The sequence below is a fragment of the Pseudonocardia aurantiaca genome (genome assembly GCF_039526725.1).
GTDB lineage: Bacteria > Actinomycetota > Actinomycetes > Mycobacteriales > Pseudonocardiaceae > Pseudonocardia > Pseudonocardia aurantiaca.
Window position 1 is genome coordinate 138,364 of sequence record NZ_BAAAJG010000009.1, and the last position, 20,470, is coordinate 158,833.

The 20,470-nt window shown below is 73.6% G+C and carries 22 protein-coding genes; 9 read left to right on the top strand and 13 right to left on the bottom strand.

Annotated features, from left to right (window positions below; all coding sequences use genetic code 11):
• Positions 1-3: 3 nt before the first annotated feature.
• Both ABD143_RS15450 and ABD143_RS15455 read right to left on the bottom strand, forming a co-directional pair.
• The gene (locus ABD143_RS15450; protein ID WP_343977819.1) at positions 4-1,173 is read right to left on the bottom strand and encodes an acetoin utilization protein AcuC; all 1,170 of its coding nucleotides are present in this window, start codon (positions 1,171-1,173) and stop codon (positions 4-6) included.
• Between the two features lie 61 nt (positions 1,174-1,234).
• Complete coding sequence (locus ABD143_RS15455) at positions 1,235-2,098, bottom strand: sulfurtransferase (RefSeq protein ID WP_379659992.1); 864 nt, start codon at positions 2,096-2,098, stop codon at positions 1,235-1,237.
• Between the two features lie 91 nt (positions 2,099-2,189).
• On the opposite strand from ABD143_RS15455, the gene ABD143_RS15460 reads away from it, so the two are divergent.
• Complete coding sequence (locus ABD143_RS15460; protein WP_343977822.1) at positions 2,190-2,912, top strand: iron-dependent transcriptional repressor DtxR; 723 nt, start codon at positions 2,190-2,192, stop codon at positions 2,910-2,912.
• Positions 2,913-3,029: 117 nt separating this feature from the next.
• Positions 3,030-3,989, top strand: a complete 960-nt coding sequence (gene galE / locus ABD143_RS15465) for a UDP-glucose 4-epimerase GalE (RefSeq protein WP_343977825.1) — start codon at positions 3,030-3,032, stop codon at positions 3,987-3,989.
• 20 nt (positions 3,990-4,009) lie between these two features.
• Here galE and ABD143_RS15470 read toward each other — a convergent pair whose 3' ends face one another.
• Complete coding sequence (locus ABD143_RS15470; protein ID WP_343977828.1) at positions 4,010-5,107, bottom strand: DUF4192 domain-containing protein; 1,098 nt, start codon at positions 5,105-5,107, stop codon at positions 4,010-4,012.
• A gap of 250 nt (positions 5,108-5,357) precedes the next feature.
• Between ABD143_RS15470 and sthA the strand changes: the two genes are divergently transcribed.
• Positions 5,358-6,770 carry a Si-specific NAD(P)(+) transhydrogenase gene (gene sthA / locus ABD143_RS15475; RefSeq protein WP_343977831.1) on the top strand — a complete coding sequence of 471 codons (1,413 nt, stop codon included), beginning with the start codon at positions 5,358-5,360 and terminating at the stop codon, positions 6,768-6,770.
• A 19-nt stretch (positions 6,771-6,789) separates the two neighbouring features.
• Here sthA and ABD143_RS15480 read toward each other — a convergent pair whose 3' ends face one another.
• Complete coding sequence (locus tag ABD143_RS15480; RefSeq protein WP_343977833.1) at positions 6,790-7,680, bottom strand: M23 family metallopeptidase; 891 nt, start codon at positions 7,678-7,680, stop codon at positions 6,790-6,792.
• A gap of 741 nt (positions 7,681-8,421) precedes the next feature.
• Entirely contained in the window at positions 8,422-8,907 is a 486-nt protein-coding gene (locus ABD143_RS15485) for a hypothetical protein (protein ID WP_343977836.1), read from the bottom strand.
• Between the two features lie 125 nt (positions 8,908-9,032).
• On the opposite strand from ABD143_RS15485, the gene ABD143_RS15490 reads away from it, so the two are divergent.
• The 4 genes from ABD143_RS15490 to ABD143_RS15505 all read left to right on the top strand — a co-directional run bounded on the left by ABD143_RS15490 (position 9,033) and on the right by ABD143_RS15505 (position 12,562).
• Positions 9,033-9,722: a response regulator transcription factor gene (locus tag ABD143_RS15490; protein WP_343977839.1), complete on the top strand. Its 690-nt coding sequence runs from the start codon at positions 9,033-9,035 to the stop codon at positions 9,720-9,722.
• Positions 9,719-11,056, top strand: a complete 1,338-nt coding sequence (locus tag ABD143_RS15495; protein WP_343977842.1) for a sensor histidine kinase — start codon at positions 9,719-9,721, stop codon at positions 11,054-11,056. Before ABD143_RS15490 ends, ABD143_RS15495 begins: the two co-directional genes overlap by 4 nt.
• Positions 11,057-11,078: 22 nt before the next feature.
• Complete coding sequence (locus ABD143_RS15500) at positions 11,079-11,387, top strand: hypothetical protein (protein WP_343977845.1); 309 nt, start codon at positions 11,079-11,081, stop codon at positions 11,385-11,387.
• Between the two features lie 101 nt (positions 11,388-11,488).
• Positions 11,489-12,562, top strand: coding sequence for a CapA family protein (locus tag ABD143_RS15505; RefSeq protein ID WP_343977848.1), 1,074 nt, complete (start codon positions 11,489-11,491; stop codon positions 12,560-12,562).
• Positions 12,563-12,568: 6 nt separating this feature from the next.
• Here the strand turns inward: ABD143_RS15505 and ABD143_RS15510 are convergent, their stop codons facing one another.
• The 3 genes from ABD143_RS15510 to ABD143_RS15520 all read right to left on the bottom strand — a co-directional run bounded on the left by ABD143_RS15510 (position 12,569) and on the right by ABD143_RS15520 (position 14,481).
• The gene (locus ABD143_RS15510) at positions 12,569-13,507 is read right to left on the bottom strand and encodes an NADP-dependent oxidoreductase (RefSeq protein ID WP_343977851.1); all 939 of its coding nucleotides are present in this window, start codon (positions 13,505-13,507) and stop codon (positions 12,569-12,571) included.
• A gap of 150 nt (positions 13,508-13,657) precedes the next feature.
• Positions 13,658-14,041 carry a tautomerase family protein gene (locus ABD143_RS15515; RefSeq protein WP_343977854.1) on the bottom strand — a complete coding sequence of 128 codons (384 nt, stop codon included), beginning with the start codon at positions 14,039-14,041 and terminating at the stop codon, positions 13,658-13,660.
• 59 nt (positions 14,042-14,100) lie between these two features.
• Complete coding sequence (locus tag ABD143_RS15520) at positions 14,101-14,481, bottom strand: YkvA family protein (protein ID WP_343977857.1); 381 nt, start codon at positions 14,479-14,481, stop codon at positions 14,101-14,103.
• A 117-nt stretch (positions 14,482-14,598) separates the two neighbouring features.
• Here ABD143_RS15520 and ABD143_RS15525 point away from each other — a divergent pair, with 117 nt between their 5' ends.
• Complete coding sequence (locus ABD143_RS15525; protein WP_343977860.1) at positions 14,599-15,087, top strand: hypothetical protein; 489 nt, start codon at positions 14,599-14,601, stop codon at positions 15,085-15,087.
• 19 nt (positions 15,088-15,106) lie between these two features.
• Here the strand turns inward: ABD143_RS15525 and ABD143_RS15530 are convergent, their stop codons facing one another.
• The 3 genes from ABD143_RS15530 to ABD143_RS15540 all read right to left on the bottom strand — a co-directional run bounded on the left by ABD143_RS15530 (position 15,107) and on the right by ABD143_RS15540 (position 16,491).
• Positions 15,107-15,277, bottom strand: coding sequence for a hypothetical protein (locus ABD143_RS15530; RefSeq protein WP_343977864.1), 171 nt, complete (start codon positions 15,275-15,277; stop codon positions 15,107-15,109).
• 71 nt (positions 15,278-15,348) lie between these two features.
• Positions 15,349-15,942 carry an alpha/beta fold hydrolase gene (locus ABD143_RS15535; protein ID WP_343977986.1) on the bottom strand — a complete coding sequence of 198 codons (594 nt, stop codon included), beginning with the start codon at positions 15,940-15,942 and terminating at the stop codon, positions 15,349-15,351.
• A gap of 18 nt (positions 15,943-15,960) precedes the next feature.
• A complete protein-coding gene (locus tag ABD143_RS15540) occupies positions 15,961-16,491 on the bottom strand; it encodes a DUF488 domain-containing protein (protein WP_343977867.1) in 531 nt (176 codons plus the stop codon).
• 150 nt (positions 16,492-16,641) lie between these two features.
• Here ABD143_RS15540 and ABD143_RS15545 point away from each other — a divergent pair, with 150 nt between their 5' ends.
• Entirely contained in the window at positions 16,642-17,343 is a 702-nt protein-coding gene (locus tag ABD143_RS15545) for a PadR family transcriptional regulator (RefSeq protein WP_343977870.1), read from the top strand.
• Positions 17,344-18,077: 734 nt separating this feature from the next.
• On the opposite strand, the gene ABD143_RS15550 is transcribed toward ABD143_RS15545, so the two are convergent.
• Together ABD143_RS15550 and ABD143_RS15555 are read right to left on the bottom strand one after the other, a co-directional pair.
• Positions 18,078-19,037 (bottom strand): ATP-binding protein, encoded by a 960-nt coding sequence (locus ABD143_RS15550; RefSeq protein WP_343977873.1) that lies wholly within the window; start codon positions 19,035-19,037, stop codon positions 18,078-18,080.
• 119 nt (positions 19,038-19,156) lie between these two features.
• Positions 19,157-20,449, bottom strand: coding sequence for an MFS transporter (locus ABD143_RS15555; protein ID WP_343977876.1), 1,293 nt, complete (start codon positions 20,447-20,449; stop codon positions 19,157-19,159).
• Positions 20,450-20,470: the final 21 nt, after the last annotated feature.

Sequence of the window (20,470 nt, forward strand, 5' to 3'; positions counted from 1 at the left end):
GGTTCAGTCCCGTGGGTCGTCGGGGTCGAGGCCGTGGAGCGGGAAGAGCATGCGGCGGGTCTCCAGGACCGCGGTGTCGACGCGGTCGGCGCCCTCGGTCCACGGCTCGTAGCTGGTGTCCCGGCCCTCCGTCATCTCACTGGGCAGCCGCTGCCCCGTGAGCGAGGCAGTGTGCGCCACCCAGCCCGCGGGAAGCGGGCGGTGCGGCTCCACGTCGCGGTCGAGCACCGTGGCGATGAGGTGCGTCCACGACCGCGGCACCACCCGGAACAACCCGTACCCGCCGCCGCCCGTGGCGAGCCACTTGCCGCCCGCGGCCTGCTCGGCGAGATCCCGCAGCGCCCGGTAGATCGCCCGGTGGCCGTCGACGGAGAGCCCGAGGTTGGCCAGTGGGTCCTCGGCGTGCGTGTCCACCCCGCACTGAGTGACGAGCACCTGCGGCCGGAACGCCGTGACCAGCGACGGCACCACCGCGTGGAACGCGCGCAGCCATCCTGAGTCGCCCGTGCCCGGCGGGAGCGCCACGTTGACCGCGGTGCCGATCGCCGGGCCCTCCCCCGCCTCTGCCGGCCAGCCCGTGCCGGGCCAGAGGGTCATCGGGTGCTGGTGCAGGGAGATCGTGAGCACCCGTGGGTCGCGGTAGAACGCCGCCTGCACGCCGTCGCCGTGGTGGACGTCGACGTCGACATAGGCGATGCGGTCGAACCCGTGATCGAGCAGCCAGGAGATCGCCACCGCGCAGTCGTTGTAGACGCAGAACCCGGACGCGTGGTCGGGCATGGCGTGGTGGAGGCCGCCCGCGATGTTGACGGCCCGGTCGGCCCGCCCCTCCGCGATCTCCTTCGCCGCCAGCAACGACCCGCCGCACACCAGCGCGCTCGCTTCGTGCATCCCGGCGAAGATCGGGTTGTCCTCCGTGCCCAGGCCGTGCCCCACACCGAACGGCATGTCGGGCGCCGCCTTGACCGCGGCGAGGTAGGCGGGCACGTGGACCCGTTGCACCTCCTCGTCCGGCGCGGGCTTCGGCACCAGCGGCTCGACGCCCTCCAGCACCCCCAGCCCGGTGGCCAGCCGCATCGTGAGGTCGAGGCGGACCGGGTCGAGCGGGTGGTCGTCCCCGAGGTCGTAACCGAGGAAGTCGGGGGTCCACACCACGGCGGCGCGCGGGCTCATGGCCGCGACCGTAAAGGACGGCCGCGGGCCGCGTCGCCCGCGGTGGAACCGGCGGCCCGGGTCACGGCTCGGTTCCGGTGGCGACCGGTCGGGCCGGGTCGGCCGTCCAGTTGGACCACGACCCGGCGTAGAGACCGATCGGCCGCTCGGGCGTGCGCAGCCCGGCGTGCTCGACCGCGAGCACCAAGGCAGCGGCGGTGACCCCCGAACCGCAGTAGGCTCCGGCCTCGCCGGCCCCTGCCACGCCGAGCGCCGCGAACCGCTCCGCCAGCACCTCGGGGGGCAGCCACCGGCCGTCGGCGCCGATCAGCTCGGCCGAGGGCGCGTTGCGGGCACCGGGCACGTGCCCGGCGACGGGATCGATCGGCTCGGTCTCCCCGCGGTAGCGCGGGGCCGCGCGAGCGTCGAGCAGGACCCCGTGCTGCCCGAGCGCCGCCGCGGCGTCGGCGTCGAGGACCGGCATGCCGCCCGGGCGCACCGTGATGTCGCCCGGCTCGGGAGCCGACGGTCCGCCGGTGGTGGGGAGGCCGGCCGCGGTCCACGCGGGGAACCCGCCGTCCAGCACGGCGACGCGCCCGGCGGGCAGGCCCGCCCAGCGCAACAGCCACCACGCCCTGGCTGCGGGCGCCCCGTCGCCGTGGTCGTGAGCGACGACCAGCGACCCCTCGCGCACCCCGGCCCGCCGCAGCACCGCCTGCAGCGCCTCGGCCGACGGGAGCGGGTGCCGGCCCGCCGGACCGGGCGGGCCGGCCAGCTCGGCGTCGAGGTCCACGAAGACCGCACCCGGGACGTGCGCGGCGTCGTGGTCGGGCCGTCCGGGCGGACCGCCCAGCCGGTAGCGGACGTCGAGCACCACCGGCCGCTCGGCCGGGTCAGGAGCGGCGAGGAGATCCGCCAGCCGGTACGGATCAATCACGGGAGCAATCGGTGCAACCACGTCGTCATCCTCCACGGGATCGCGCTCCTCTGTGACGTCCTCACCGATAGGATGGGGGCTTGACGAAAGGGCTGAGCGCGTGAACGAGCTCATTGACACCACCGAGATGTACCTCCGGACGATTTACGAACTCGAAGAGGAGGGCGTCGTACCGCTGCGCGCGCGGATCGCCGAACGCCTCGGCCAGAGCGGGCCGACGGTGAGCCAGACCGTGGCCCGCATGGAGCGCGACGGTCTCGTGGTCGTCGCGGGTGACCGGCACCTGGAGCTCACCGACGCCGGGCGCAACCGCGCCGTCGCGGTGATGCGCAAGCACCGCCTCGCCGAACGCCTGCTCGTCGACGTGATCGGGCTGGAGTGGGAGTACGTGCACGCCGAGGCGTGCCGGTGGGAGCACGTCATGAGCGAGGCCGTGGAGCGCAAGCTCGTGCAGCTGCTCGACAACCCCACCATCTCCCCGTACGGCAACCCCATCCCGGGGCTCGCCGAGCTCGTGGAGCGCCCGGAGGCCCCGCCCGCCAGCACCGTGTCGGTGCCACCGACGCTCGAGGTGGGCCTGCAGCGGCTCGACGAGTTCGCCAGGCGCGGCGGCGGCCGCGTGGAGGTGCGCCGGATCGCCGAGCACGTGCAGGTGGACACCGGGTTGATGGCCGACCTCAAGGGCGCGGGCATCGTGCCGGGCCGTGACGTGGAGGTGCATGCCATCTCCCGCTTCGGCGACGCGGTGCCGGTGGCTGCCAACGGGGCGGACTCGTCGGTGGCCCCGCTCATCGCCCACGCGGTGCTGGTGCGGGCGCGCTGACGCCGACTCGGGGCGCGTCGCTCCCCCTTGGAGGACGCGGCTGCGCCCCGTGAGACGGTGTGCCGCGGCGACGTGCGGTGGCTCTGCGCCGCGCGCCATCCCCGGAGGAGGAACCCTGTGAAGCTGCTCGTCACCGGCGGTGCCGGTTACGTCGGCAGTGTGTGCGCCGCCCACCTGGTGGACGCCGGCCACGACGTGACGGTGCTCGACGACCTGTCCACCGGCCACAAGGACGCGGTGCCCGACGGCGCCCATCTCGTCCACGCCGACCTCGCGGAGGCCGCCGAGGAGGTGCTCGCCGAAGGGTTCGACGGGGTGCTGCACTTCGCGGCCAAGTCGCTCGTGGGCGAGTCGGTGGCGCGCCCGGAGCTGTACTGGGCGGGCAACGTGGTGACGACGTTCCGGCTGCTGGAGGCCATGCGCAAGCACGGGACCCCGCGCCTGGTGTTCTCCTCCACCGCCGCCACCTACGGCGAGCCCGAGCGCGTGCCGATCCCGGAGGACGCTCCGACCCGGCCCACCAACCCCTACGGCGCCAGCAAGCTCGCCATCGATCTCGCGATGACCTCCTACGCGGCCGCCCACGGCCTCGCCGCCGTGAGCCTGCGGTACTTCAACGTGGCGGGCGCCCACGGCCGCTTCGGCGAGCGGCACACGGTGGAGACCCACCTCATCCCCATCGTGCTGCAGGTGGCCTCGGGCACCCGCGAGGCCGTGCAGGTGTACGGCGACGACTGGCCGACTCCGGACGGCACCTGCGTGCGCGACTACATCCACGTGGACGACCTCGCCGACGCCCACCTCCTGGCCCTGCAGCACGCGGAGCCCGGGAAGCACGCGATCTACAACCTGGGGTCGGGCACCGGGTTCTCCGTGCGCCAGGTGATCGAGGCCTGCCGCGAGGTGACCGGCCACCCCATCCCGATGACCGCCGCGCCGCGCCGGGCCGGCGACCCGGCCGTGCTCATCGCCTCCAGCGAGGCGGCCAGGACCGAGCTGGGATGGCAGCCGCACCGCACGGACCTCACCACGATCGTGCGCGACGCCTGGGAGTTCACCCGCAGCCGCCCGGCCTGACGCGCCCCGCGTGCGGGCCCTCACCTCGTGCTCCCGGCCCGCGGCCCGGCGCACGCTCCTAGCCACGCCCGCACCTCGGCAGGCCGGACGCCGGCCTGGGTGGCAAGGCGGAGCAGGCCGGTGAGGTTGTGGCCCGGCCACGCCCCCTCGGCGCGGTCGAGCGCGACGTTGGCCAGCGCGCCGTCGCCGCGCAGCAGCGCCGACACCGCGAGCAGCGCAGCCGGCTCGGCGGCCTCCGGATCGGGTGTCTCGCGGGCCAGCGCCGCCCACAGGTGCTCCGCGCCTGCCGCGTCTGGTCCGGCGCAGCGCAGCAGGGCCGCGTCGCGCACGGCGGGCGCGGTGAGCGCGATGGCGAGCCGGACGACGCGCTCGTCGTCGAGCTCGAGGCGCCCCGCCTGGGCGTCGGCGATCGCGGTGAGCACCGGCGCGAGGTCTGGCAGATCCGGCTCGCCCGCGAGCTCGCGTTCGACGGCCAGCACCAGCAGCTCCTCCCGGCGCCGGATGCGCTCGTCGTCGGCGGGGGCGACCAGCCGTTCCAGCGCCGCGCGGTCGCCGCGCACCACCTGCCCGCCCGCGACCGCGGCCGCCAGCACGGCCGACGACCCGGCATCGGGCACCACGCCTGCGCAGCCGCACGAGTCGTAGCAGCGCCACGGGGAGCCCGCGGCGGTGGACTCCGCCCAGAGCACGGCGTGCACCTCGACGCCGTGCTCCGCCAGCGCTCCCCCGACGTGCTCGGCGAGCCGCCGGTGCGGCAGGCCCGCCCCACCGGGCGGACTCGCAGCGCCCCCGACGACCACGACGACGGCGCCTGCCGGATCGTCCAGCAGGAGGCCCCGGACCGCGACCGCGGCGAGCTCCGCCTCGTGTTCGGGCGGCGGAAGGTCGACGCGCAGCGTGAGCCCGACACGTTTGCCCGACTCACCGCCCATGGACACGAGCACGAGTGAGCCGTGCGGGTGGAAGCCGATCAGCGCGGGGAGCCCGGCGATCAGCTCGCCCTGGTCACGCACGCGGACCGGGGCGTGGATCGCGCCGGACGGGGGGACGCCGGGCAGCGCGCCGTTGTGGGTGGCAGGTGCCGGTGAGCAGGACTGCGGGAGGTCGGAGGACGTCATGCGGCGAGCGTGGGTCACGGTGGGGTGGGGCCGCGACCCTCGTCCCGTTCGGCTGTGGACAACTCCCCGGGAGCGGCCGGATCGGGGGTGGATGGGGCCGGGTGTGGACGTGTGCGGCGGCGTGGCCGGGAACTGTCGTCGATGACTGTTAATCTTGCGCGCTTGCCAGGGCCACCTCGACCGGAGCGCTCTACTCTGGACCTCGCGGGCTCGCCTGCCGTGCTGCGCTCTGCCGTAGGAGGACCGTCCCGTGTACGACTACGACCTGCTGGTGATCGGCTCCGGCCCGGGTGGGCAGAAGGCCGCGATCGCCGCCGCCAAGCTGGGCAAGCGCGTGTGCGTGGCGGAGCGGCGCGACATGATGGGCGGCGTCTGCGTCAACACGGGAACGATCCCGTCCAAGACGCTCCGCGAGGCCGTCCTGTACCTCACCGGGTTCGCCCAGCGGGACATGTACGGCGCGAGCTACCGGGTCAAGTCCGAGATCACGATCGGCGATCTGCTGGCCCGCACCAAGCACGTCGTCGGCCGCGAGGTCGAGGTGATCCGCAACCAGCTGCTGCGCAACCACGTCGACATCCTCGGCGGTACCGCCCGCTTCGACGACGAGCACACGGTGAGCGTCGACGGCGAGGCGCGCGGCGACCACAACACGGTCACCGCCGAGAACATCGTCATCGCCACCGGCACCAAACCGGCCCGGCCCCCGGAGGTCGAGTTCGACGACGAGCGCGTCCTCGACTCCGACGCCGTGCTGAAGATGCAGCGCGTGCCCGGATCGCTGGTCGTGGTCGGAGCCGGGGTGATCGGCATCGAGTACGCGTCGATGTTCGCGGCGCTCGGCACCCGCGTCACCGTCGTGGAGAAGCGGCCCTCGATGCTGGAGTTCTGCGACCCCGAGGTCGTCGAGTCGCTCAAGTTCCACCTGCGCGACCAGGCCGTCACCTTCCGGTTCGGCGAGGAGGTCGCCAAGGTCGAGGTGACACCCAAGGGCACCGTCACGAGCCTCGCCAGCGGCAAGCGGATCGCCGCGGACATGGTGATGTACTCGGCGGGACGGCAGGGCGTCACCGCCGAGCTCCACCTGGAGAAGGCCGGGCTCGCCGCCGACAAGCGCGGCCGGATCACCGTCGACAAGCAGTACCGCACCGAGGTGCCGCACATCTTCGCCGTCGGTGACGTGATCGGCTTCCCCGCGCTCGCGGCCACGAGCATGGACCAGGGCAGGCTCGCGGCCTACCACGCGTTCGGCGAGCCGGCCCGCGAGCTGCAGGAACTGCAGCCCATCGGCATCTACACGGTGCCCGAGATCTCCTACTGCGGGCGCACCGAGGCCGAGCTGACCTCGGCGGCGGTGCCGTACGAGGTGGGGATGTCCCGCTACCGCGAGCTCGCCCGCGGCGCGATCGTCGGCGACTCCTACGGCATGCTCAAGCTGCTCGTCTCGACCGACAACCGCACGCTGCTCGGCGTGCACGTCTTCGGCACCGGCGCCACCGACCTCGTACACATCGGACAGGCGATCATGGGCTGCGGCGGCACGGTCGACTACCTCGTCGACACCGTGCTCAACTACCCGACCCTGTCGGAGGCCTACAAGGTGGCCGCGCTCGACGTCACGAACAAGATCCGCGCGCTCGAGGCGTACGGCAGCGACGTCTAGGAGGCCGCGGCCGAAGGCGTCAGAAGAGGATGCCGTGCTGGTTGAGCCAGGGCTGCGGGTCGATCGTGGTGCCGGCCGGGGTGATGACCCCGAAGTGCAGATGCGGGCCGGTGGACTCGCCGCGGTTGCCGACCTCGGCGATCTCCTGACCGGCCACCACCTGCTGGCCGACGTTCACCAGCGATCGGTTGATGTGGCCGTAGATGGTGATGGTGCCGTCGGCGTGCTGGACTCGCACCCACAGCCCGAAACCACTGGCCGGACCGGAGTTGATGACGGTGCCGGCGAGCGGCGCGAGGATCGGGGTGCCGATCGGGGCGGCGATGTCGACGCCGTCGTGCAGGGTGCCCCAGCGGGAGCCGAAGCCGGAGGTGACCTGGCCGACGACCAGCTGGACGGCCCCGGTAGCGGCGGCGACGACGTTCTGCTGCTGGGCCGGCTGGGCGGGCTGCACCGCCCTCGCCTGCTCAGCCGCCCTCGCCTGGTCAGCCGCCTTGGCCTGCTCAGCCGCCTTGGCCTGCTCAGCGGCACGGGCGGCCTGCGCCGCCGTCTCGGCCGCGGCCGCCTCTGCGGCGGCACGCTGCAGGTCGGCGGCCTTCACGAGGTCGGCCGCCTCGGCGACGAAGGGCTGGGCCCCGATCGGGTCGGCCGCGGCGAGCGGCTCCGACACGATCGGCGCGACGGCGGCGGCGGGCGCGGTGTCGGGGGCCGTCGTCGCGGCGGCGGCCTGGGGGGCCGCGCCGAGCAGCCCGTCGAGACCGATGCGCAGCACGTTGGCGCCGTCGGCGGCCGATGGAAGAGCCTGCGTCAGCGCGTACTGGCCCGCGGCGGCGAGTGCGCCACCTGCCACGACGGTGGCCACGAAGCGGACCGGCAGCGACGAAGCAAGCTGCGGGACGGATACTGGCATCGACCGGTGGGCACCCACCCCCGCTGCCGCCGGGGAGGCGGACAGCGGGGGTTCAAGGTGCGCGCGCCGGCCCTGGGGGGAGCGGTGCCGAGCCACGACCTTTCCTTCCGGATCTCTACGGCGCCGGTTGGACGTCCCGCTCGGGGTTGCGGGGCGGACCGCCGGGGGCGCGGTCCGTGTCCGGTCTGTGACCGGGCCGTTATCGATCCGGGCGGAACGCTAATCGCTGCCAGACGTCTAGGAACTGCAGCGGCCCGCTGCTGAGGTCTCCGGTCCGCGCGGCGCGACGAGCGGGCGCCCCGGCGTGTCGCAGCCGACACGCCGGGTCACAGCCGGTCGATCCACTGCCGTTCGGCGCACCGCCACGTCCTGTCCCCCGCCGATATCCGCTGGTCGGGGCCGATCGGCGCAGTCGCTCTCGGATGCTTACGACGTTCGGCGGAACAGCTCGCCGACGGAAGCAGCAGGATCTGCGGCGGGCGGCCGGGGCAGGGAGATCGAGAGCGGGGCAACGCCGCCCGTCAACCCCTTGCCGCCGGTCGGCGGGCATGCAGTCGGACCGGCCCGGCGGTTTCGCCTGCGGCAGAACGGCGATCGCCGCGAGCCACACTGGGCGGCTCGCGGCGATCTCCCCCGCATGCGACGGCACCCGCTCCCCCGAGCCGGGCCGCCGCCGGTCTACCCAGCCGGACTCCTCGGCCGGACTCCTCGGCTGGACTCCTCGGCCGGTCTACCCAGCCGTCATGGCGCAGGCGGCGGGGGCAGGTCTGGCAGCTCGCAGGCCCCGGCCGCCTTGTCGCCCGGAACGCCCTCGCCCCGGACTATGAAGACACCCCGGACGCGCTCACCCGGGACGGGCTCGGCGCCGGGAGGCAGCTTCTTGAACTCGCCGCGAGGCAGCTCCTTGGAATCGCCGGGGGGCGGGCCCTTGAACACGACGAAGGGACCGTCCTTCGGGCCCCCCGGCTCCCCGTCGACGCGCACGTGGTGCTCGCCCGGCCCCTCCTTGACGACCCCCTCCTCGATCGCCCGGTCGCGCATCTCCTCGAACTTCGCCCGCTCCTCCTCCGTGATCGGGCGAACCTCCGACCGGCCGCCCTCGCAGGTGATGACGAAGGCGTCGCCCGGCGGCGGGTCGTCGATGGACGTGGCGGAGGCGGCGCCCGTCAGGGTGACGGACAGGCCCGCCGCGGCGAGCGCGGCGGCCGCCAGGGTGCGGATGCGCATCGGTCCCTCTCTCTCGGTCGTGGATCGTGACGCCGAGGAGGTTCGCGCCAACCCCCTGAACCGGGGCTGAAGATCGCCGAAAGCGTCTTCAGGTTCACCTCAGGCGCGGCCGCCAGACTCCCGCTGTGCGGTTGCTGCTGGTGGAGGACGAGAAACGGCTCACCGACGTGCTGACGGGCGGGCTGGCGAGCGAGGGGTTCGCCGTCGACGTCGCCCACGACGGGCGGGACGGGCTGTGGCTCGCCACGGAGAACACCTACGACGTGATCGTCCTCGACGTCATGCTGCCCCGGATGAACGGCTACGCCGTCTGCGGGAAGCTGCGGGCCGCCGAGAACTGGACGCCGATCCTCATGCTCACGGCGAAGGACGGCGTGCACGACGAGGCCGAGGCCCTCGACACGGGTGCGGACGACTACCTGTCCAAACCGTTCTCGTACGTGGTGCTGCTCGCCCGGCTGCGTGCGCTCGTGCGGCGCGGCGGGCCCGCGCGGCCGGTGTCGATCACGGTCGGCGACCTGGTGCTCGACCCGTCGGGCCTGCGGTGCCGCCGCGGCGACGTCGACATCGCGCTCACCCCGAAGGAGTTCGCCGTGCTGCACGGGCTCGCGCGGCGACCGGGTGAGGTCGTCTCGAAACGGGAGTTGCTCGGGCAGGCCTGGGACTTCGCCTACGACGGCGACCCGAACATCGTCGAGGTCTACATCAGCGCGCTGCGCCGCAAGATCGACGCCCCGTTCGGCAGGGCGTCGCTGGTGACGGTGCGCGGCGCCGGTTACCGGCTGGAGGCCGCACCATCAGGTTCGACCCGATGAGGGTTCCGCGTGTGCGACTCCCGTCCCGCCCCACCGCGAAGATGTCGGTCCGGCTGCGCGCGACGCTGGCCGCGACCGCCATCGTCGCGGTCGCGCTCGGCGGGGCGTCCGCGGTGCTGGTCGGGGTGCTGCGCGGAAGCCTGCAGGACAGCGCCGAGATCGAGGCGACCCGGCGGGCCACCGTCACCGCCGACCTCCTCGCCGCCGGCGTCCCTGGCCTCCCGCCGCCGGGCAGCCCGCTGCCGGGCGGGGGGAAGTCGGGCAGCGTCACGACCATCGCGCCGGACGTGCTGGTCGTCGGCGATCCTGCGGCGCCCAAGGCCCTGCTCGCGGTGGCCCCCGGCGACCCGGCCGCCACATGGGCCCCGGACGGCTCCTACGCGGTGGCCGTCAAGCAGGTCCAGACCACCGGCGGCGAGGTGCTGGTGCAGGCGAGGGCGTCGCTCCAGCCGGCTGCCGCGGCGCTCGCGACGCTCCAGGCTGTGCTGCTGCCGGGCATCCCCGCGCTGCTCCTGCTCGTCGCCGGCCTCACCTGGCTCGCCGTGGGGCGGGCCCTGGCGCCCGTCTCGGCGATCCGCCGGGAGCTGGCCGACATCACCGCGAGCGACCTGCACCGCCGCGTCCCGATCCCCCCGGCTCGCGACGAGATCACCCGCCTCGCGGAGACCACCAACCAGACGCTCGACCGGCTGGAACGTGCCGTCGGACGGCATCGCAGGTTCGTCGCCGACGCCGCCCACGAGCTGCGCAGCCCGCTCGCCGTGCTGCGTACCCGGCTGGAGGTGGCGCCGCGGCAGCCGCTCACGGTCGAGGCGCTCACCGACGTCGACCGGATCCAGCGCCTGACCGCCGACCTGCTCCTGCTCGCCCGCCTCGACGCCGGGGCGCCGCCCGAGCTCGAGGAGGTGGACCTCGGCCAGGTCGCCGCGGAGGAGGCGGCCCGCACCCGCCCGCGCACGCAGGTGCGGGTCGAGCTGCGGATCGGGAGCGGCCTCGTGGTGCGCGGCTCGGGTGAGCAGTTGCGGCGCCTTGTGGCGAACCTCGTCGACAACGCGGTCCGGCACGCGCAGACGACCGTGGTCGTCCGGCTGGCGCAGAGGGACCGGGACGCCGTGCTCGAGGTCGCGGACGACGGGCCGGGCATCCCCGTGGAACACCGAGAGGCGGTGTTCGACCGCTTCACCCGGCTCGACGAGGCCAGGGACCGGGACGCGGGCGGCTCAGGCCTCGGGCTCGCCATCGCGAGGGACATCGCCGCGCACCACGGCGGAACCCTCGTGGTGGCGGGTGGGCCGCCCGGCGCTGGTCTGCGAGCGGTTCTCCCGATCGGGTGATCTTCGGGCCTACGATTCGGCCATGCTGTCGTCACGGACCCGCTCGTTCATCGCCGGGGTGCTCGTCGGGAACAGCGCCCCACACCTCGCCACGGCGGTCACCGGGCACCGCCACCTCACGCCGCTCGCCGGGCGCGACTCCGGCCCCGGCGTCAACGGCCTGTGGGCCGCGCTCAACCTGCTGGCGGGGCTCCTCCTGCTCTCCCCCGATCGGCACCGGGCTCCCGGGCGGTGGAACGGGGACCTCGTCGCGTTCGAGACGGGCGTGCTCGCGGTCGCGGCCTGGATGGCCGGGTCCGAACGTCTGTTGGGCACGAACACCCGCCCGTGATCCCGTCCGGGCGGCACCACCACACATTCGGGGTGGCGCGCGCGGCGGAGCCGCAGTCGCCGCCCCTACGGCCTGATCCTCCCGTCGTGCGGGGGAGATGGATGGTCGCGGCGTTGGGCACGGCAGCGCTCGGTGCGGCGGCGCTGGGCGCGTGCGCGACCCCGGAGGCGGTGCACCCACAGCCGGTACCCACCGTCGAGCAGGCAGCCGACCTGTCCCCGGAGCCCGCCGCCCCGGTGGCGTCGACGCAGCAGCGGCAGCGGCTCGTCGTGCACGGCACGGGCGACGTCAGCCTCGACCCGGGCTACATCCCGGCTCTGCGGGCGAACGGCTACGAGCACCCCTGGTCCGGTCTCGACGGCCTCTTCGCCGAGGACGACCTCACCATCGTCAACCTCGAGTGCCCGGTGTCCACCCGCGGCACGATCCTGCCCAAGGCGTTCAACTTCCGGTGCGACCCCGCGGCGTTGCCCGCCGCCCGCGCAGCCGGTGTGGATGTGGCGAACCTCGCCAACAACCACGTACTCGACTACGGCGCCGACGCACTACTCGACTCGATCAGCCATGCGCAGACCGCCGGGATCGCCCCGGTGGGCGTCGGCAGCCATCGTGACGCGGCGATCGCTCCCGCCGTCCTCGAGCGGGCCGGCTGGCGGATCGCAGTGCTGGGCTTCGGCGGTGTCATCCCCGCCCCCGACTGGCTCGCGACGAGCCGCTCCCCCGGTATGGCCTCCGGCGACGACGTCGGTGAGATGGTCGCGGCCGTGCGCGCCGCCGCTGCCGTGGCCGACCTCGTGTTCGTGTCGATCCATTGGGGCGCGGAGCTGGAGGCCGCGCCGCAGCCGGGCGACGTCGCCCGCGCCGAGGCGATGATCGACGCGGGCGCGGACGGGATCTTCGGACACCACGCCCACCGCCTGCAGCACCTGAGCACCTACCATGACCGCCCGATCGCGTGGGGGCTGGGCAACTTCGTGTGGCCCATGCTGTCGGAGGCCTCGTCGCGCACGGCCGTGGCGCAGTTCGTGGTGGAACCCGACGGGTCGGTGCGGGGCTGCCTGCTCCCGGCCCGGATCACCTCGCCGGGACGCCCCGAGCTGACCGGGGCGCGCGACTGCCCGCGACCCGGGTCAGACGGTGCCGCAGCTCAGACGGTGACGCAGGTCAGACGGTGACCCAGCTCAGACGGTGAGCACCAGCTTCCCGGTCGTGCGGCCCAGCTCGCCCGCCCGGTGCGCGTGCGAGGCCCGCTCCAACGGGAACGTCTCGGCCACCAGTACCCGCAGGCGCCGCTCGTCGACCAGGCGGGCGAGCTCCTCGAGGCCGTCGCCGTCGGGTTCCACCATCATCCCGGTGGCGCGCAGCCCACGGTCGGCTGCAGCTGCGATCGCCTCGGCGGCGGCGGCCGACGGCAGGCAGATGAGCCGCCCGTCGGGCCGGAGCACGTCGAGCGAGCGGCGCGCGACGTCGCCGCCGATGAGGTCGTAGACGAGGTCGACCGGGTCGACGACCTTCTCGAACGCCTCGGCCCGGTAGTCGACCGCCTCGTCGATGCCCAGGTCGTGAAGCAGGTTGTGCTTGCCGACCGACGCCGTGCCGATGACGTACGCCCCGCGGGCCTTCGCGATCTGCACGGCCAGGTGGCCGACGCCGCCCGCCGCGGCGTGCACGAGCACCCGCTGCCCCGGCTCGATGGCAGCGATGTCGACGAGGCACTGCCACGCGGTGAGCCCGGCGAGTGGCAGCGCGGCCGCCTCGACCTCGGACAACCCGGCAGGGCGGTGCGCGAAGTGCCGCGACGGCGCCGTCACGAACTCGGCGTACGCGCCCGCCTGCCGCGGGAACCACGGCATGCCGAACACGGCGTCACCCACCGAGAACCGCGTGACGCCGGGGCCGACGGCGTCGACGGTGCCCGCGACGTCCCAGCCGACCGTGTACGGAGGCGGACCGAGCACGGCGGCGACTCCCAAGCCGGCCCTGGTCTTCCAGTCGACGGGGTTGACCCCGGCGGCGCCCACCCGGACCCGGATCTCGGTGGGCAACGGCGCCGGGATCTCCGCCTCGCCGACCTCGAGCACCTCCGGCCCACCCGTCGAGAGCTGTGTGATGACGCGCATCGTTCCCACCCCGGATAACTACCACCGCAGACCGGTCCGCGCTGAAGGGGCCCGGGGACGGGCCGCCCACTTCACCGGTACGAGCGTCGCCCAGGTTCATTCGTGGCCGGTTTCGCCGCGATCAGGGTGAAGAACATCGGCAGCCGGCGGTCAGGATGCTGCGGCGGGCTCCCAGCGGTGCCCGCCGACCGCCCAGTCCTCCGGCTGCACCGGGATGATGCGGCCGTGGACGAGCCGGCGGTCCACGCCGAGAACGTCGACGAGCAGGTCGGTCAGCGCACCCAACAGCCGCCTGCGCAGGTCGACGGGCCAGTCTGCGAGCACCACTGCGGTGAAGTAGGGGGCCGACCGCCCGGCCCCCGGGATCGCGCCGGTTGCCCACAGCTCGGGGCGGTGGAGCGTGAGGTGCGCCCGCACCTGGTCGCGCGACACCTCCAGTACCTCCGCGTAGCGGGTGCTGACCGCGGTCAGCAGCTCAGCGTGCTGAGCGGGGGTGTGCGCCCCCTCGACCAGGTGGATCTCGAGGATCGGCATGCGCACACCGTAGGGAGCGGCCAGTAGGCCAACAAGATCGGTGTCGGCAGACGGCCCGATCAAGCAGGCGGCTGGTTGACGACCCGGTGCCGGTCGACCATGGTGGGCTGCTGCCGCTCCCAGGCGAGGAAACGATCGGTCTCGGCCAGGAACGCGCCGCCGAGCCAGAGCGCGACCACGGCGTCGTCGCCGAGGCCGAGCAGGGCCACGAACGCCTCGGGCACGAGGTCGATCGGCGACACCAGGTAGGCGAGACCGAGCAGGATCAGCCCGAGCCGGCCGCGACTGAGCTGCGGGTAGTGGCCCGCGACGGCCGCACGCACGAGACGCGGCAGGGCGCTCACGCGCTCCCCTACTCCCGGAGCGCCCGGCTTGCGCGCTTGGGAGACGGCGCGCCACAGCGCACGGAACGCGGCGATCCGCTGAGGTCCGACCTTCACGAAAGGGATAACGAACGCAGCGATCACGAGGTTCCCGGAACGGTATGGCGTGACAGTGGCCCTCCGCACCGCCCGATAGGGTCGTCGCCTGCCACTGGTCGGGGTCGGGGGAAGTCGATGGGTTTGCTCACGCGTGCCACCGCGCTGGTGGGCGCGGTGGTCGCAGCTGCCGTGATCGCGGGCTGCGGTGGCTCCGTCGCCGACGCCGACCGCCGCGAGCCGGTCGCCACCGCACCGCGGCCACAGACGCCGTTCTGCGCCGCGGCGGAAGCGAACGTCGAGGCCATCCGACCGCTCAACGAGCTGCTGGCCAGGGGCGTGGTACCGCCGGACGAGCTGGCCGACACCACCGCCGCGGTGCGCAGCGCGGGCGCGGCGATGGTGGAAGCCGCTCCGAACGAGATCCGCGCCGACGTCGAGCGCACGGTGCGGGCGCTGGACATGCAGCTCGACGTGCTTATCGCCAACGGCGGCGACGCAGCGGCGATGAACCGCGACCCGGAGCTGGCCGCCGGGCTCAGCTCGCCCGAGTTCGCGGGGGCGGGCGACCGCGTGCGCGCGTACGTCGAGCGGACCTGCACGACGACGACCGCGACGCGGCGCTGATCCCTCGCTGATCCCTGCCCTAACGGCCCAGCGACCGCCGGTTGCGGGCCTTGACGGCCGAGTAGCCCGCGGCGCCGACGAACACGACGGCCCCGATCACGAGCGCCCACGTGAGGAACTGGAACACGGCCCCCAACAGCGAGAACGCAACCCAGATGACCAGCACGACCCCGAGGATCTTCAGCACCATCCGGCCCACCTCCTTCTGTGAGTCCGACGAGTGAGCCGCCCGCGGAGTTCCCGCAATGCCAGGGTGCAGCGTCAGGCGTACAGGCGGAGGTGATCGAGCAGCACCTGGTTGAAGACCTCCGGCTGCTCCATGTTGGTCATGTGCCCCGCACCCGGCAGGTCCACCCGATCTGCCCGCGGCATCCGGTCGTGCGCGTCGGCGACCACCCGGAACACGTCGGACGCCTCCAGCTCACCCATCACGAACAGAGTGGGCGCGGTGATCTCCTCCAGCCGGTCGGCCGCGTCGCGGGTCAGCATGGCTCCGGCGGACGCGTAGTGGTTGCGAACGGTGCGCATCGCCATCGCGCGGCACGCCTCCCGGACGGCGGGCGCCTGCTCCGGCGTCCGGTGCGGGCCGTCCACGCCGTAGCGGAGGAACGCCTCGACGTACGCTTCGGCGTCACCGGCTGCGACCGCCTCCGCCTGCACCTGGTGGTACCGCCGGACGAACGGGTCCTCGAACCGCATCGGGTGGATCCCGGGCCCCGCGAGCACGAGGGACCGCACCCGGTCCGGGTGCATCAGGGCAAAGTCGAGCGCTGTGGCGCCGCCGTAGGAGTTCCCCACGAGGGTGCGTCGAGGCCTGCCTGCGTGTGCTGCGCAGCCTGCACACCACGGTCGCAGGGCAGGAACGCTAGGCCGTTACAGGAGGGTCGCCTGCCCGCCGTCGTAGACGAGCAGGCCGTCGGGCAGCAGCCGCGCCGCGGCAGTGGGGACGTGGCCGGCGATGCTCCCGTCGAGCATCAGGTGCCGGACGGGCACCCCGCGGGCGAGCGTGGCGAAGTCGGCGATCATCCGGCGGTGGCAATGGCGCCAGTCGCCCTCCGAGCAGAGCACCGCCGTCGGTTCGGTGGCCTCGAGCAGCTCGGCCATGGCCGCTCCGAACTCGGGCGTGCGCATGTGGGCCGCGTACCCCGCGAGCGCGCGGTGCGGCGGGGCCGTGTCGAGAGCCGGCTCGACGTCGGGCCTGCGGCCGCCGAGCCGCACGTCCCAGCGGTAGGCCACCCCCTGCTCGGGCAACCACCGCGCCATCGCGTCCCTGGCGACGTCGGGGTTGCGCCTGCTGCCCGGTTGCCGCCGGACGTCCACGAGCTGCGCGATGCCCGCATGGCGCAGCAGCTCGGCGAGCCGGCCCGCGTTCGCGGTGCCGTGGCCGAGCGTGAACAGCGCCATGCCGTCGACCTAGCACCGCGAGCGGGCGACGAGCACTCCTATAGTGAGCCAGATCACAGTGTCGTCAGGGCTATCGCGATATATCGTGATGGCACACGAGCTACTCGGTGCTACCAGAGCAGGAGGCTCGTCACGAACAGGAGAACCACGATGAACGCGATGAACCCCGAGTTCGAACCCGCGCGGTTCGGCTTCCGCGGACGCGGCCGACGTCCCCGTCCGCCCTTCGGTGCCGACGGTCCGCCCGTCCCGCCCGTCCCGCCGCCGTTTGCCGGCCCGGTGGACGACGAGAGCCACATCGGTCACGGCCGGCGCGGCCGCAGGCACCCCTTCGGCCCGGGCTTCGGCCCAGGCCCCGGCTTCGGGCCCGGCGGCCGGGGATTCCCGGGCCCGCGCGGACGGCGCGGCCGTCGCACGTCCCGCGGCGACATCCGCGCTGCGGTGCTGGCGCTTGTCGCGGAGCAGCCGCGGCACGGCTACGAGATCATCCAGGAGATCGGGCGGCGCACCGGCGGCGTCTGGCACCCGAGCCCCGGCTCGGTGTACCCCACCCTGTCGCAGCTCGAGGACGAGGGCCTGGTCCGCGTCGAGCAGTCCGAGGGGCGCCGGGTCGTCCATCTGACCGAGGAGGGCACCCGCTACGTCGAGGAGCACCGCGAGGAGCTGGACGCCGTCTGGAACTCGGTCAGCGGCGACACCGACGACGCCGCGGTCGAGCTGTGGGAGCAGCTGGGCCAGCTGCACGCGGCCGCCCAGCAGGTGATGGCGGCGGGCACGCCCGAGCAGATCGCCACCGCGACGACAGCGCTGGCGGAGGCCCGCAAGACGATCTACCGCCTGCTGGCGGAGTAGTCGCTCCGAACGCCAGGAAAGCCACATTCACGGCCCATCCCGTGAGGTTACCGACTAGGCGCAGGTCAGCGCCCCGCCAAGGGATCTTGGTAGGGCGCATGGGACGATTCCGTCCCACGCCGCGCCTCCTTGGTAACTTCCCGGGCTCCCGCCGCGCGTGCGCCGGTGCCGTCCATGACTGCGCTGATGGCGCTGTTAATGCCCCACTGAATGGACGACCGGCGGCGCGGTGAGCGGCGGAGGTGGTGGCAGGCTCTGCACACAGATACGCACCGCGCAGGCCCGTGAGATGAACACCAGCGCACTCGGCGCAAGATCCAACTGCCCTGGTGCGAATCTCACGACCCACCCGCACCCTGGCCAGTTTCTTGTCGGCCTGGCCCAGCCGGGCCCGCTTCGCCACCACGTCGATGGCGCCGGAGGTGTCGATCTCGACGTGGACCGGGCCGCCCGCCAGCAGGACGTCCAGCGCGCCCACGGTGTGGAGCGGCCGACCAGGTAACGGACGGGACCGGCGCCGTGGGAAGAACATGGGAAGAACGTGGGTCCCACAGTCCCCCTCCCACGCCTCACGGTGCCCCCGCCGTGACCCCCTGTCACACGTTGTCGCAGGTAGATAACCTGATCACGCCAAGCAGCACGTCAGGCGGGTTTGGGTGCGTGAGAAGCCACATTCAAGGCAGCTACCGCCCTGAATGTGGCTTTGCCGGCGTCCGAAGGGGCGGCCCCCGGATTTACGCGTGGACCGGGCGTGCCGCGCCGGGGCCCGGCACGAAGTCCGGGTCCACCTGGGCGGCGAGGTCGGCGCCCACCGTCTCGTTTCCCCACGCCGCCGCGTTGCGCAGGTGGAACTCGACCGTCCCGCGGTGGTAGGCCGCCCAGTCCCGCTGCCGCGCGTCCAGGGCGTCGAGCACGGCGCCGAGCACCGCGAGGTTGGCCGGCTCGAGGGACCCGACCGGGGCCACGTCGCCGCGCTCGGCCGCCCGCACCCACGCCGACTGCCCGAACCAGCCGATGAGTGCGTCCCCGACCTGCCCGCGCAGGTACTCGACGTCCTCGGCATCCGACACCTTGTTGCCGAGCACCCGCAGCTCCACGCCGTGGCCCGCGGCGTGATCGGCGTACTGCCGGTAGACCCCCACCCCGCGCCGCGTCGGCTCGCTGACGAGCACGGTGAGGTCGAACCGGGTGAAGAGCCCGGACGCGAAGGCGTCCGCGCCCGCCGTCATGTCGACGACCACGTACTCGCCGGGGCCGTCGAGGAGGTGGTTGAGGTAGAGCTCGACGGCTCCGGTCTTGGAGTGGTAGCAGGAGACGCCGATGTCGGACTCGTCGAACTCGCCGGTGACGAGGTAGCGCACCCCGCCGGCCACGGCCGAGTACCGCTGCAGCAGGTCACCGCCGGGCGAGAGGTCCAGCAACCGGGAGCCGGTCCCCGGCGGCGTGGTCTTGATCATCGTGTCGACGGAGGAGATGCGCGAGTTGGTGCCGCGCAGGTGCTCCTTGAGCCATGGCAGGTCGGCGCCGAGGGCTCGCGGCTGCGGCCCGTCGTGGCCGAGTGCCTGCGCGAGGTGCTGGTTGATGTCGGCATCGATCGCGAGCACGGGCCGGCCCAGCTCGGCGAGGTAGCGGCTGAACACCGCCGCCGACGTGGTCTTGCCGCTACCGCCCTTGCCGACGAATGCGATCCGCACCGCTGGCTCCTCCCCGTCGCCTTTCGATACTTACGGGGCAGATGATAATCATTGCCACTTCTGGGTGACACGATCGACCTGCGACAGGAAGCCCAGCTACTCGCCGCGCTCGGCGACGATCACGGAAGGTCCCGGCGCCGTGCGGCCAGCGCCTCGCGCAGCGGCGGCACGACCACACCCTCGGTCGCCATCTTGCGGCGCGCCCGGCGCCTCGCGATCAGCACGCCGGTCAACGCCAGACCCCAGACGGCGTACTGCACGGTCCACGCCATCCGGAACGCCCCTGGCGTGTACCCGGCGCCGAGCCCCAGGAGCACTCCGACGGCGAGCGACACCAGCACCGCGGCGGTGAACCCACCGACGTTCACGATCCCCACCGCGGTGCCCTGGCGGTGGCCGGGGTTGAAGGTGCGCGCGTAGTCGAAGCCGATCATGGACGCCGGCCCGCCGAGCGCCAGCACCACCACGAGCACGGCGAGCAGCCAGCGCGGCGCGGGCGGGGGCACGAGCAGCACGACCGTCCACACCGCGGCCGTCGTCCCGATCACGGACAGCACGAGCCAGGATCGGCGCAGCGGGTGCCGGGCGGTGAACTCGCCGAAGAGCGGGCCCGCGACGATCCCCGCACCGACCAGGAGCGTGAGCATCACGCTCGCCTCGCCGGGCGTCATGCCCTGCCCCGCGACGAGGTAGGGCACTCCCCAGAGCAGCGCGAACACCGTGCCGGAGAACTGCGTGCCCATGTGCGTCCAGAAGCCGAGGCGGGTGCCCGGCTCGCGCCACGAGGAGACCAGGCCGTCGATCACCGCGCGCGGGGAGGGGGCCGGCGGGGCGGGCGGGGCGCTCGGCGGCCGGTCGCGCACCAGCGCGAACGCGGCGATCGCGACGGCCACCCCGAGCGCCGCGGCGGAGACGAACGCCGGGGCCCAACCGGACGTGTGCAGCATGGCGGCCAGCGGCACGGCCGACAGCACCTGGCCGAGCTGCCCGATCAGGCCGGTGAGCTGCGTCATGAGCGGCACCCGGCGTGGCGGGAACCAGGTGGTGACCACCGAGAGCACGCTGACGAACGTGAGCGCGTCGCCGGTGCCGACCAGCACCCTGGCGAGGATCGCCTGCGGCAGCCCGCCGGCGAGCGCCAGCATCAGCTGCCCCGCCGCCATGGTGAGCGCGCCGACGGCGAGCAGCTTGCGCGCGCCGAAGCGGTCGAGCAGGGCGCCCGCCGGCACCTGCAGAACGGCGTATACCAGCAGCTGGAGCACGAGGAACCCGGAGAGCACCGCGGGCCCCGCGTGGAAGCGGGCAGCCGCATCGAGCCCGGCGACCCCGAACGACGTGCGGTGCATGACGCCGACGAGATAGGTGACCAGCCCGACGGCCCAGACGATCCAGGCGCGATGATGAACCCTCATGTCGGACTCCATGGTGCGCGG